Raw genomic sequence first — 13,303 nt, 5'->3', positions numbered from 1 at the left:
CTTTTTTTCGTGTTACCTAATAATTCTTTAGTGCTATATTTCAGAGTCACAGACCTGAATGTCTTTTAGGATATCTCTACCGTCATCATCTACAATTGAGGGGGCAACAAGGCAGATCTTACCGTTTTTCCTCTTGCAATATACTTCGGATTCGTTGTTTTCTTTATCACGTGCCCAAAAGGAATGTGTCTGGGAAAAATTTGGACTCTGACCACTTTTTTCATAGATTTCTTCTGCGGTCCAAACCTGATCACGTACAACTGACGTGGTACCAAGCTTCATCCCCTTTATTGCTACAATGTCTCCCTCTTCGTCTTTGATTATGCAGCTAACGTGAATTCTAGCTTTGGGATATCGAATAAAATTCTTTTTTGCATGTGAAAAATTGTTTTTACGCGCCATTTACATCAATTATAAGATAGAAAATTGTTTGCTGCTCTCAAGTTATTTCCTTGTCAAAAAATCTCTCTGATTCTTCAATATTAAGATTATTGTTGATATATTGATCAAAGCCAGTGTGGAATTTGCAGATAATCCTCAATACTTTCATTTCGTAATATCTTGAGTAATGCATTTGCTTGAGGTGTAGAAAGAACCGGCTTGTCAAACTGATTGTCAGTTGAGATTCTGGGACACGCAACCTGAATGAAAGCATCAATTCCTTTTAGGTTACGCAGTCTTTCATTAGTAATATCGGTTAATGCAAATAATTGTACTGCTTTTCCTTCTTTTTCTAACTCTCGCTTGAATTTGAGTATTGTTGTCTTTGAGATCTGGCCTTCCTTTAGCCCCACAATTATTCCAAATGTTTTTGCTTCGGCTGCTTTGTATATTGATAACGTAGCCTTTCGTTGTAACATTTGAGCAAACTCAGTCACATCTCTTACCTCATTAAAGTATGGATCTAAAACAAATGTCTGCTTGTTAGTGGACAATGCAAGGCCTGATGCATGAAAGTTGCTCTGCCCCATGAAAACATTGGCGTCCACCTGATCTCTTACTTCCATGGCCGGATAAAACTCGCAACCAAAAACCTGACCATCGTTGAGCTGACCTTTTCCTTTTCCTATTTTGACATTGACTCCATTATTCTCAAAAATTGAACGAACCGAGTCTACTTGGTTTAGGTGCTGACTATCAGTTACCAGTGAGATAGTTTTTCCTTTTAGCATCTCTGCGCATTTTAGAGATACGTCATCAAACGGAATGTCATCAAATGCATCAATCATTATTACATTTTTTTCAAAACTCTGCATGTTTATTGTGTGTCCTATATTGAACAAGATCTCTGCAGCAAGAACCTTGGCCCCATTTGAGTTGAGATCACATGTGCCCCATGTAGTGTCTGCCAGCACGTATGCAGGAATGCCAAATCTGTTCATGATGTTTACTGCTGTTTCTTGCACTCTGGGCAACATTCCGTCTGGGCCGTTTAGAGCAACAGAAACAGGTTTACACTCTTCAATTATCTGAAAAATCCTCTCCTCGTCTATTATTATCATGGAATGGATAGCAAACTTTTGATTTTAATTTAAACCAAACTATGGTAAATCACAAATGTCGGATGTATTCTCCGTTGTCTGTGAAAGATACTGTTCTGAATATTGGTTTTGATGATACTGATTCACCAAAAGGAATGTGCACCACTTATCTTGCATACAAATTGATTGATTCGCTAAAAAAAGAAAATGTAAAATTTGTTGACTATCCAAAACTCATCCGATTTAATCCAAATATACCATGGAAAACACGTGGAAATGGCGCTGTCTCACTAAAGATAGAAACCGATAATCCGGCAAAAATTAAAAATAAGGTCATACGGTTTGTGACAAAGTTTTCCGATCTCAAAAACGGTGCAAACCCGGGAGTTGTTTTCTTTGAGAATGATACAATTCCAAAACAGATGATGGAATTTAGCAAAAATGCATTATGGCAGCTAGTGCACAGAAAAGATGCAAAGAAATTCATCTCAGATAATAGATTGGAATCATTTCATCTTGGGAATGGACAGGGATTGGTAGGCGCAATCGGAGCAATCGGTTATCAGTTTAATGATCATACATTTGAGTTGCTAAGTTACAGAAAAAAATCACATTTTGGCAAAAAAAGAAAAATCAATCCATCCAGTGTTAGAATGATGCAGGAAAAAACATACCCAAAGACGTTTAACAGCTATGATACAAAAAAACAACGCATAATTTTTGCCCCACATGGTCCAGATCCTGTTTTTTTTGGCATACGCGGAGAAGATGCCGATTCCTTACTTTATGCATCAAAAATGATAAAAACAAAAGAAAAACCTCTTGGGCACTTGATCTTCAAATCAAATCAAGGAACCGGCGATCACTTACAAAATGAGCTAAATTCATCTGCCCTCAAAGCTTATTCTTCTGGAATTATCACTGGTGTGATATCAAAAGAGCCTGTAGTTGAAAATGGCGGGCATGTCAAGTTTTCAATATCGAAAAATGGAATTGAATTAACCTGTTTTGTATACAAGCCGACTGGAATCACAAAAGAAGCAAGCAGTTTGGTTATGGGGGATCTTGTGCGCATTGGTGGTGGAATTAGAAGATCATCATCAAAATATGGCCGTGTGCTTAATGTGGAATTTATCGAAGTATTGAGACTGCAAAGAAAGACCATCTCACAAAATCCTCTATGCATAAAATGCAACAAAAAAATGAAATCAAAGGGGACTGATCAAGGTTTTGAATGTGTAAAGTGCGGCAAGAAAGCAACCAAAAAAACAAGTTTTGTTGTTCCACGCCAAATATCTGAGCAACTATACATCCCACAACCGTCTGCGCATCGACATCTGACAAGGCCAACACAAAGACTTTACATCATAAACAAACCAAAAAAATTCAATGATCTGATACCTTGGTTTTCGAATTATTCTAATTAATTACTAGCGGGGAGTAGATTTGAACTACTGATCTGCGGGTTTCACATCAATAGATGATTATGAGCCCGCCGGGATGACTTTGTCCTGATGACAGTCTGACTTCCCCACCCCGCTGACTGAAATTGAGACTAGCAGTGATATATACACTCCTCTTATTTTTGCAAATAATTAATAGGATTTTCAAAACCTTTCTAATCGTGAACAAAAAACTCCGAATTGCAGGAATCATAGCGGCGCTTGCTGCATCGGCAATTATTCTTACCTCACCATCACAATCTCCACCGTTACCTCCGCCGTCACAATCACAAGATGAATCAATCCAAGTCTTGGCAACTGGACTCAAAAAACCTTGGGCCATTGCATTCTCAGATGATCAAATCTTTGTCACCGAAAAAGGTGGCAATATCAGAGTAATCCAATCTGAAGTATTACTTGATGAGCCATTAGCTACTATCCGAGCTGCCAAAATACACGGAGGTGGATTACTTGGAATTGCAACACATCCAGATTTTATGAATAATCGATTTTTGTATGTATATTACACCTATTCTGAGAATGATGTTCTCTGGAACAAAGTATTGCGTATTACAGAATCTAATAATAAAATACAAGACACATTCACAATAATTGACAAAATTCCAGCATCACAATTTTACAATGGAGGGGTGATCAAGTTTGGACCTGACGGCAAACTGTATGTAGCAACAGGCCTATCAGAAGAGTTCTCACATGAGTCACAAAACCCAGAATCACTTGAAGGGAAAATACTCAGACTAAACGATGATGGAACAATTCCTAATGACAACCCATTTACTAATTCTCCAGTATTGTCTTTTGGTCATAGGGACATACAAGGCATGACGTGGGACAAAAATGGCAATCTATTTGCATCCGAAACCGGACCTACAAAAAACGACGAGATTAATCTAATTAGGCCAGGCCAAAACTATGGATGGCCGGAGCAGGAATGTGGCGGAAATAAAAAATTTGTGGATCCGATCATGTGTTATGATCCAAGCATTGAGCCTGGCGGAATTGTATCATACAATGGTGATGATCTGGAATATGAAGATCGACTGATAATGGCTACTCTGCGCGGTTCTAATCTGTACAATCTAGAGATTAACGAAAAGGAGCTGGAATCACAAAAAAGCATATTGAGTGGGCTGGGAAGAATAAGAGATGTAATGCAAGGGCCGGATGGTTATCTTTATGTTATTACTTCAAACACCGATGGAAAGGGATTTCCTGACAAAACCGACGATAAGCTATTGAGAATCTTGAAATAACTTGGACTCGACATTTTCGCGCTTTTTTGAAAAAAACAGAAATGAACGACTGGATATAGTGTCAAAATTTGCAAATCTTACCAAAGAGGAAAGAAAAATGCTCGAATCCTCTGGAGGGATTGGCTTTGATCAGGCAGATAAAATGGTTGAAAATGCAATTGGCACATTTTCATTTCCACTTGGTGTGGCTACTAATTTTGTTGTAAATAAAAAAGAGTACCTAGTACCAATGGTCATTGAAGAACCGTCGGTGATAGCTGCTGCCTCCAAAGCAGCAAAAATAGCGAAAATTCATGGCGGATTCATAATGTACAATGATGAATCCTACAGTATTGGACAAATCCAATTACTAAATGTGGATGTGACGGAAGCCACCTCCAAGATCTTGCAACATTCTGATGAAATACTTGATTTAGCAAACTCCAAAAGCATGACTCTGTCCAAAATTGGAAAAGGTGCCAAAGAAGTCTCCTGCAAAGAAATAACAACTGATTCCGGCCCTATGCTGATAATTGAGCTCTTAATTGATGTTGGTGATGCTATGGGTGCTAATGTGACAAATACCATGTGTGAAGGTGTGGCACCTCTAATTGAAAAAATATCTGGCGGGAAAACACTACTAAAAATTCTATCAAACTACTCAACGCGACGCCTTGTTGGTGGTACTGCTGTATTTGATAAACAAGAACTTGGCGGTGGTGATATAGTTGACAATATTGTTCTGGCATACCAATTTGCAGACAATGATGAATATCGAGCAGTCACTCATAACAAGGGAATAATGAATGGAATAATTGCAGTTGCAAATGCAACCGGACAAGACACAAGAGCAATAGAGGCAGCAGCTCATGCGTATGCTGCAAAAACAGGAAGATATCGTTCCCTTACACAATGGAGCAAAGATTCTGATGGAAACCTGATTGGCAAAATTAAAGTGCCATTATCTGTTGGAATTGTAGGTGGAATAATCAACGTACACCCAACAGCAAAGATTTGCACCAAAATACTTCAAATACAGTCTGCAAGCGAGCTAGCATGCGTGATCGTGGCTGTAGGTCTTGCCCAAAATCTTAGCGCAATAAGGGCCTTGGCCTCAGAGGGAATCCAAAAGGGACACATGAAATTACACGCAAGAAACATAGCGTCTGCAGCAGGCGCAAAACCTGATCAAATTGATGAAATTGCAGAGAAGATGACTCATGAAGGCAAGATTTCAATCAATCGAGCAAAGGAACTATTAGAAAAATAAACACCAAAAATATAGAGGCTAATGTTCTGAGCATATTATGAGTGGGGTAAAATTTGCAATCCCAAAGGGAAGTCTTGAAGAGGCAGTTTTTGCTCTAATGGAAAAGTCTTGGACCAAAGTTTACCGAAAAAGCCGTACCTACAGAGTTACCTTGGATGATCCACAAATCACAGTAAAAATGCTAAGACCGCAGGAGATTCCTACATTTGTTTCAGATGGCCTTTATGATGTTGGAATAACTGGCAAGGACTGGATATCCGAAACAAAATCTGACGTAGAACCGTTATTGGATCTGGAAATTGGCAAAATAAAACTAGTAATTGCAATTCCAGATATCTATCGATACAAATCCTTAGATGAAATGATTGCGTCATATGCAAAACAAAAAAAGATACTAAGAATTTCTTCAGAATATCTTACAACTGCATCCAAATACATCAAACAACAAAAATCATACAAAAAACTCTATGGAAACAAAGATCCACAAATTGTCACACCGTGGATGCGCATTGGAACAAACAAGGGAGTTCAGATCCACCTATCATTTGGAGCAACTGAAGCAAAACCGCCAGATGCAGTAGATGCAATAATGGATGTCACGGAGACAGGAACCACACTGGAGCAAAACCAGCTCAAGATAACAGAAATTGTTATGCAATCAAGTGCACACTTGATTGCAAACAAGGCATCACTGCGTGACAAAGCAAAACGAGAAAAAATTTACGATATTCTGACTATGATGCGCGGGGCAGTACAAGGAAGAAAATATCTGCACATCTATCTTAATGTGGAGGAAAAAAACATCTCAAAACTACTCACTAGTTTGCCGTCGTTGAAAAAGCCAACAATTAGTCCACTAAGTGAAAAAGGCTGGTATGGTATAAACACTGTTATTCCAAAATCTGAATTCCACAAGATGATTCCAAAGCTTCGTAAAATAGCTCAAGGATTAGTAGTGCACGAGCCACGACAGATATTGGAACTTGAGGAGATAAAACGTGATGAAGAAAATTGATGAAAATAATTTCAATCAAAAAAGCATTCTCTATAACAAAAGTTGAGAAAAATAACAGCACAAAGTTAGTCCAAGAAATTATTAATCAAGTTAATCTGCATGGGGATTCTGCTCTCACAAAATTTGAGAAAAAATTCAACGGTGTTGATATAAAAAATCTTCAGGTAACAAAAAAAGAAATATCTGAGGCCTACAAATTTGTCTCAAAAGACCAAATCAATGCTATCACTATGACAAAAGACAAATTGGTAAAAACTGAAACAGCACTAAAAAAACAACTAAAACAAATCAAAATAACTGAATCTGGCACAAAAATCACAAAATTGTTTGTGCCTTTGAGCAGTGCGGGCTGTTATGTTCCTGGAGGCCTTGCTAGATATCCAAGCTCTGCAATAATGTCTATTGTACCTGCAAAGATAGCCGGCGTAGAAAAAATTGTCATGGTTACACCACCAAACAAACAAGGAAAAATTGATCCAATGGTTCTGGTTGCGGCAGATATTTGCGGTGCTGATCTGATATTCAAAGTGGGCGGAGCGCACGCAATTGCAGCCCTTGCATATGGCACCAAAATCGTTCCACAAGTAGACAAGATTGTAGGACCCGGAGGCTCGTTTGTAACTATGGCAAAATATCTTGTGTCTGATGTGGTTTCAATTGATATGCTTGCAGGTCCAACAGAATTAGTGATACTTGCAGATGACTCGGCAAATCCAAAACTAGTGGCATTGGATTTGATCTCTCAAGCAGAACACAGCTCTGATACTAGGTGTTGTCTAATAACCACATCACAAAATCTGGCAAACAAAGTAGCATCAGAAATAACAAAAATAATTTCATCCATATCAAGAAAAGAAATAGTACAATCTAGCTTGCAAAAAAATGGATTTATTGCAGTAGGGAGTGTTTCTGATGCAATACTGCTTGCAAACAAAGTTGCACCTGAGCACATCCAAATAATCACAAAAAACCCAAACAATATTGCAAAACAAATCAAAACTGCAGGTCTAATACTAATCGGACAAGACACTCCGTCTTCTGCAAGTGATTATCTGCTTGGAACAAATCATATTCTCCCAACCAATGGATTTGGTAGAGCACGTGGATCATTATCTGTGCTTGATTTTCTAAAGATACAGACAAGTGTAGAGACAACTAAATTGGCACTTAAACAAATCAACAAGCACCTAAAAGTTCTAACAGAATCAGAAGATCTGCCAAATCACTATGATGCAGTACGGGGGAGATTATGACAAAAAAACAATTTATCTCAATACTGGATAATCTCTCAAAACTACAAGGATATCAAAAGCCTGAATATTACGAAGATGTGATAAAGCTTGATTCTAATGAAAATTTTGTCATCAACAAACAACTACAACAAGATCTTATCAGTGAGGCACAAAAAAGCTCTGATGTCCGTGAATACCCACTAGGAAAATCCGATAAATTAATTGAGGCACTTGCAAACTATATTGGTTTACCAAAACAAATGATTGGGATTGGTAATGGCTCTGATCAAATCCTTGACATAATCCTTGCAAATTTTGCATCAAAGAAAACCAAAATACTCACATCAAATCCGACATTTGGTTTCTTTGAGGAACGGTGCAAGTTATATCAAATCCCAACAATAAAGATACCCTTTACAAAAGACATGACGCTTGGTCTAGATAATTTTCTTTCTAAATTCAAGCAGGCGGACATTCTTTACTTGGATTCCCCAAACAATCCAACAGGGTTCCAATTTAAAAAAGAAGAAATTGCTCAGTTAATAAAAAAGTTTGATGGACTCGTAATTGTCGATGAGGCATATGGAGAATTTTCTGATTATTCTGTGAGTAGTTTAGTAAAAAAATATGAAAACCTAATCGTGGTTAGAACACTTTCAAAATCCTTCGGATTGGCGGGACTACGACTTGGATACGTTCTATCAAACAAGAAATTCATTGATGTTTTCTCTAGAGTACTCCAATATCCATATCCGCTGAATACATTAGCAATTGAGGCTGGATTTCTGGCACTTCAAAAAATCAGACAAATCTCCGAAACAATCAAGATCATCAAAGACGAGCGTACTAGAATAATCAAAAAATTGCGTGAAAGTGGGGCATTTGATGTCTTTGACTCTAAGGCAAACTTTGTATTATTTGACGCACGTGGAGCAGACAAACGAATCTATACTGCACTCTTGGAGCAAGGAATCTCTATTCGTAAGCTAGGAAAGATTGGCAAACATGATGGATGTCTCAGGGTGACCATAGGGACAAAAGAGATGAATTCCAAATTCCTGCTTGCAATACGTGATCTTTTAAAATGACTTATCTGAGCAAAGGAAAAGGAATCCTGATCAAAAAAAATACCATCAATCTAATTGATAAAACAGATGGAATAGTTTTTGATTGTGATGGAGTTCTAATTGATGTATCAAAATCATATGATCTGGCAATAAAACAAACAACAAAATTTGTGTTAAAACAATTTGTAAATCTTAATTCAATTCCAATTACTCCTACAATAATCAGTGGTTTCAAAGCAACCGGAGGATTCAATGATGAAGTGGATGTAACCTATGCATCAATTGTCTCACTTGTTGCTGCAGATCTGCTTGGAATAAATCCACAAAAATTCATCAATGTTGTGATTAACAATGCAAATAGTACTGGAATAGTATCCATTGAAAAATTCCTCGATACGTTAAGTGTTGATCTCACAGAAATAAGAAAAAAATTAGATTATCCTGGACCACACGCTACCAATCCATTATACAAAATTTTTGATCAGATGTTTTATGGTGCTAAATTATACAAGAAAATATTCAACAAGCAATCTGCATTCTCTCAAAGAGGTCTGATCGAAAATGACATTGTTATTGTATCAAAGAAGCTATTGGAAAGGCTAAATGCTAAATTTCAAAACAAAATAGCAATTGTAACAGGAAGAGGAAAACAGTCAACAATGTATTCACTGAATCAATTGTTTGATCGATTCAATGTTGCTGCCTCGGTGTTTCTTGAAGACAAACCAAGAAGATTAGCAAAACCAAACCCAAAATCACTAATTATGTCAATTAACAGCATGAATTCAAAATGTGTTGTCTATGTTGGTGATTCTATGGAGGATTTACTCATGGCAAAAAAGACAAAAAACTTTGGTAAAAAAACGATTTTTTGTGGGATTTATGGTACTGCTGCAAACCCAATTGAAAAAAAGAAACTCTTTGAAAAAAACAAAGCGGACTTGATACTTGAATCGATTAATTTGCTTCCAAAGGCATTAAATTTAGCAAACTAGACTTTGTAATTGTGGCTCGAACAAGTAAACTCAAACGTGAAACAAAAGAAACATCGATTACTGTCCAAGTAAATCTTGATGGAAGTGGAAAGACATCAACTAATACTGGAATTGATTTTTTTGATCACCTAATCACATCATTTGGGAAACATGCAATGCTCGATATTGTGGTCAAGGCAAAATCAAATGATGGAATTACGCACCATCTGATTGAAGATACTGGAATTGCAATAGGTAACGCAATTGATAAGGCATTGGGAAACAGAACTGGAATTGTACGATTCAACTATTCATCAGTACCAATGGATGAGTCTCTTGCAGAATCCTCAGTTGATCTAGTTCGACGTCCGTACGGCAAGATCAATTTGTCCATCAAGCGCGCCCAAATAGAAGGAATGTCAAAAGAAGACATTGAGCACTTTTTCGCATCTCTTGTTCAGAACCTGAATAGTTGCATTCACATAAACGTAAGATATGGAGAAAATGATCATCACAAAATTGAGGCTGCGATCAAATCCTTAGCTGTAGCACTAAGAATGGCAGCAAGTGTGGACAAAAAACAAAAAGGAATTCCGAGCACAAAAGGTTCAATGTAATGAAATTAGCTATATTTGATTACGGTGCAGGAAACATACTCAGCCTACAAATCGCACTGGAGAAACAAGGATCTGATGTTGATGTCATAACCAGCTTTGATAATGTCAATAATTACGCTGGACTGATCTTGCCTGGTGTTGGAAACTTTGATCCTGCAATACGAAGCATACGCGACTATTCTAGTGTATCGTTTCAGGACTATGTAAAAGACAAACTTCCGGTTCTTGGAATATGTCTTGGAATGGAGATGTTTTTTGAAAAAAGTGAAGAAGGCAAAGAAAAAGGACTGGCGGCAATTGAAGGCGACGTGATACTGTTACCAAACAAGTTCAAAATACCACACATGGGATGGAACAGTCTTAGAATCAAAAAATCAAATCCACTCCTAGATGGAGTCAAAGATAACTCTTGGGTTTACTTTGTTCACTCGTATAGAGTGAATCCAAAAAACCATAACGTGATAATAGCTGACTCTGATTATGGAATTGACGTTCCAGCCGTTGTTTGCAAAGGGAATCTGTATGGGACTCAATTTCACCCAGAAAAGTCCGGTAAAGTTGGCTCGTTAATGATTAAGAATTTCTTGCGAGAGTGCAAAAAGTGAAGATAATTCCTGCAATTGATCTTATGGATGGTCAAGTGGTAAGACTTGTACAAGGAAAACCTGAAAACAAAACCGTCTACAGCAACAATCCGCAGGAAATTGCAAAAAAATGGGAAAAACAAGGTGCAGATATGTTACATGTTGTAGATCTTGATGCCACATTACAATTAGGTACTAATCTGAAATTAATTGAACAAATTACCAAGGAAATATCCATCCCAATACAAATTGCGGGCGGTCTTAGAGACGAATCAGTAATTGCTACCGCCCTAGATTTTGCAGATAGGATTGTTCTAGGTACCTTGGCATTTAAAGAAAAAAATATTGTAATCAAACTTGGAGAAAAATTTGGACAAGAACGACTAGTGATATCAGCTGATCATGTTGATGGTAATGTTGTGATAAACGGCTGGACTAGTGAGGCTGGAATCAGCCTACTCGATGCAATTCGAGATTATTCAAAGAATAAATTCCAAGAATTTTTGATTACTAATGTATCGCGAGATGGAATGCTTCAGGGGCCTGATCTTCAAAATCTTGTTGTTGCATGTGCACAAAACGTAAATGTAATTGCCAGTGGTGGAATCTCTAAACCATCAGATATTTCTGATGTGAAAAAATGTAATGCATATGGCGTGATATTGGGTAAGGCATTATACGAGGGAAAAATCACAATCGAGGAGGCAAAAAAACTAGCATGACGCTAACAAAGAGAATCATACCGTGCCTCGATGTGGCAAATGGCAGAGTGGTAAAGGGGCTGAATTTCGAATCCATCAAAGACGCCGGTGATCCGGTGCTCTTGGCTGAGAAATACAGCAACGAAGGTGCTGACGAGCTTGTCTTTTTGGACATTACTGCGTCTCAAGAACAGAGAGAAACAATCAGATCGCTTGTATCCAAAGTAGCTCAAGTAATTGATATTCCATTTACTGTGGGTGGCGGTGTCAAGACTCTTCAGCATGCAAGGGACATACTACTTTGTGGCGCAGACAAGGTTGCAATCAATACTGGCGCAGTGAAAAACCCACAAATCTTGACCGAATTAATGGATCTGTTTGGAAGACAATGTGTGGTTGTGGCAATAGATGCAAAAAGAAACTACAATGTCTCAAAGGGAAAAAACATCTTCTCTGATGGTTCCAAGAGTTTTTGGTTTGAGGTCTTTATCTATGGAGGCAAAAAAGAAACAGGCCTCGATGCAATAGATTGGGCAAAAAAAGCCCAAACTCTGGGAGCGGGCGAGATTCTTCTGACCAGTATAGACAAAGACGGAACAAAGGATGGATATGATTTGACGCTCACAAAAGCAATAGTTGATGCTGTTAACATACCTGTAATTGCATCTGGCGGATGTGGTGAGCCTCGTCACATGTTGGATGTCTTCAGAAATACTGACGTTGATGCTGCATTAGCTGCATCAATATTTCACTATGAAACACATTCTGTGGATAGAGTAAAGGAATATCTCAAAGAAAATAACACCCATGTACGATTATAAGTAAAACTTGTCTTCTAAGAAATGTGAAAAAGACCATTGATGACTTGGATTTTACAAAAAGTGATGGATTAATTCCAGTTATAGTTCAGGACGTAAACACAAAAGAAGTCCTTACATTGGCATATGCGAATAAAGAATCCCTCTCGCTGACAAAAAAAACCGGCAACTCTTGGTTTTGGAGTAGATCCAGAAGCAAACTCTGGATGAAAGGAGAAGAATCTGGCAATGTACAAAAAGTCAAAGAAATTCTAGTTGATTGTGATTCTGACGCTATAATCTATTTGGTGGAGCCGACAGGACCTGCATGTCACACTGGGGAACGAGTCTGTTTTCATAATAAATTACACTAGCAGACCCTCTGAAAACTTCCCATCTCTTCTGGGATAGTTTCATTGAGCATTCTAAATTTTATTGGAGAATATTCCGTCTCTCTGAATATGATAGTCCATTCACCAACTATGTCGTCTACACTACAAATTAAGCGAGCCTTTGATACTGCTGGTTTGAAGTACTGATTGAATCCTTCTTTTTTTGAGCCATCAAACGGAATTGAGATGTATTTAGTTGTACCATTTGGCAATACAAATATTGCACTACCGATATCGTTTGGAGTTAAACCATTTACTGTTATGAATATGCTGTCTCCGACTCTATACTCGAATTTATCTATTGCAAACGGGCCGGATCTATTCCAGTTCTTAAACTCATCTTCTACCTTTGGCGTGGAAATATCTATTGGCCCAACATATGTTATTGCTATTATGACTGATGCGATTATTACACAAACTATTGCCAACGCAATTATTTTTCCTTTCAACTTTTCTGAGTGTGGATTAAAAATTAGGT

The 13,303-nt window shown here is 37.8% G+C and carries 15 protein-coding genes and 1 tRNA gene; 12 read left to right on the top strand and 4 right to left on the bottom strand.

What is annotated here, in order from left to right; all coding sequences use genetic code 11:
- Positions 1–33: 33 nt before the first annotated feature.
- Together SU86_RS07680 and dph2 are read right to left on the bottom strand one after the other, a co-directional pair.
- Positions 34–402 carry a hypothetical protein gene (locus tag SU86_RS07680; RefSeq protein WP_048188626.1) on the bottom strand — a complete coding sequence of 123 codons (369 nt, stop codon included), beginning with the start codon at positions 400–402 and terminating at the stop codon, positions 34–36.
- 104 nt (positions 403–506) lie between these two features.
- Positions 507–1,502, bottom strand: a complete 996-nt coding sequence (gene dph2, locus SU86_RS07675; protein WP_048188625.1) for a diphthamide biosynthesis enzyme Dph2 — start codon at positions 1,500–1,502, stop codon at positions 507–509.
- A gap of 80 nt (positions 1,503–1,582) precedes the next feature.
- On the opposite strand from dph2, the gene SU86_RS07670 reads away from it, so the two are divergent.
- Positions 1,583–2,908, top strand: a complete 1,326-nt coding sequence (locus SU86_RS07670) for a tRNA(Ile)(2)-agmatinylcytidine synthase (RefSeq protein WP_320408981.1) — start codon at positions 1,583–1,585, stop codon at positions 2,906–2,908.
- Positions 2,909–2,912: 4 nt separating this feature from the next.
- Here SU86_RS07670 and SU86_RS09645 read toward each other — a convergent pair.
- Positions 2,913–3,022, bottom strand: a tRNA-Met gene (locus tag SU86_RS09645).
- An 83-nt stretch (positions 3,023–3,105) separates the two neighbouring features.
- Between SU86_RS09645 and SU86_RS07665 the strand changes: the two genes are divergently transcribed.
- Genes SU86_RS07665 through hisI form a run of 11 tightly spaced genes read left to right on the top strand, consistent with a single transcriptional unit; the run spans position 3,106 to position 12,807 of the window.
- A complete protein-coding gene (locus SU86_RS07665) occupies positions 3,106–4,197 on the top strand; it encodes a PQQ-dependent sugar dehydrogenase (protein ID WP_048188623.1) in 1,092 nt (363 codons plus the stop codon).
- A 1-nt stretch (position 4,198) separates the two neighbouring features.
- Entirely contained in the window at positions 4,199–5,446 is a 1,248-nt protein-coding gene (locus tag SU86_RS07660) for a hydroxymethylglutaryl-CoA reductase, degradative (protein WP_048188622.1), read from the top strand.
- A gap of 37 nt (positions 5,447–5,483) precedes the next feature.
- Positions 5,484–6,461 carry an ATP phosphoribosyltransferase gene (hisG, locus tag SU86_RS07655; protein ID WP_048188621.1) on the top strand — a complete coding sequence of 326 codons (978 nt, stop codon included), beginning with the start codon at positions 5,484–5,486 and terminating at the stop codon, positions 6,459–6,461.
- Complete coding sequence (gene hisD, locus SU86_RS07650) at positions 6,461–7,714, top strand: histidinol dehydrogenase (protein ID WP_048188620.1); 1,254 nt, start codon at positions 6,461–6,463, stop codon at positions 7,712–7,714. Before hisG ends, hisD begins: the two co-directional genes overlap by 1 nt.
- Entirely contained in the window at positions 7,711–8,781 is a 1,071-nt protein-coding gene (hisC, locus tag SU86_RS07645; protein WP_048188619.1) for a histidinol-phosphate transaminase, read from the top strand. Before hisD ends, hisC begins: the two co-directional genes overlap by 4 nt.
- On the top strand, positions 8,778–9,755 hold the full coding sequence (locus SU86_RS07640; protein WP_048188618.1) for an HAD family hydrolase: 978 nt from the start codon (positions 8,778–8,780) through the stop codon (positions 9,753–9,755). The genes hisC and SU86_RS07640 overlap by 4 nt, the downstream gene beginning before the upstream one ends.
- A gap of 8 nt (positions 9,756–9,763) precedes the next feature.
- Entirely contained in the window at positions 9,764–10,351 is a 588-nt protein-coding gene (hisB, locus tag SU86_RS07635) for an imidazoleglycerol-phosphate dehydratase HisB (RefSeq protein WP_048188617.1), read from the top strand.
- Positions 10,351–10,956, top strand: a complete 606-nt coding sequence (gene hisH, locus SU86_RS07630; protein ID WP_048188616.1) for an imidazole glycerol phosphate synthase subunit HisH — start codon at positions 10,351–10,353, stop codon at positions 10,954–10,956. The genes hisB and hisH overlap by 1 nt, the downstream gene beginning before the upstream one ends.
- Positions 10,953–11,657 carry a 1-(5-phosphoribosyl)-5-[(5-phosphoribosylamino)methylideneamino]imidazole-4-carboxamide isomerase gene (gene hisA, locus SU86_RS07625; RefSeq protein WP_048189381.1) on the top strand — a complete coding sequence of 235 codons (705 nt, stop codon included), beginning with the start codon at positions 10,953–10,955 and terminating at the stop codon, positions 11,655–11,657. The genes hisH and hisA overlap by 4 nt, the downstream gene beginning before the upstream one ends.
- On the top strand, positions 11,654–12,457 hold the full coding sequence (gene hisF, locus SU86_RS07620; RefSeq protein ID WP_048188615.1) for an imidazole glycerol phosphate synthase subunit HisF: 804 nt from the start codon (positions 11,654–11,656) through the stop codon (positions 12,455–12,457). The genes hisA and hisF overlap by 4 nt, the downstream gene beginning before the upstream one ends.
- A gap of 23 nt (positions 12,458–12,480) precedes the next feature.
- Entirely contained in the window at positions 12,481–12,807 is a 327-nt protein-coding gene (hisI, locus tag SU86_RS07615; protein WP_048188614.1) for a phosphoribosyl-AMP cyclohydrolase, read from the top strand.
- On the opposite strand, the gene SU86_RS07610 is transcribed toward hisI, so the two are convergent.
- A complete protein-coding gene (locus tag SU86_RS07610) occupies positions 12,804–13,274 on the bottom strand; it encodes a hypothetical protein (protein ID WP_052755615.1) in 471 nt (156 codons plus the stop codon). The two genes, hisI and SU86_RS07610, sit on opposite strands and share 4 nt — an antisense overlap.
- Positions 13,275–13,303: the final 29 nt, after the last annotated feature.

This window comes from Candidatus Nitrosotenuis cloacae, assembly GCF_000955905.1.
Taxonomy (GTDB): Archaea; Thermoproteota; Nitrososphaeria; order Nitrososphaerales; family Nitrosopumilaceae; genus Nitrosotenuis; species Nitrosotenuis cloacae.
The sequence above is the reverse complement of the archived record's forward strand: the minus strand, read 5'-3'. Positions and strand labels throughout refer to the sequence as shown.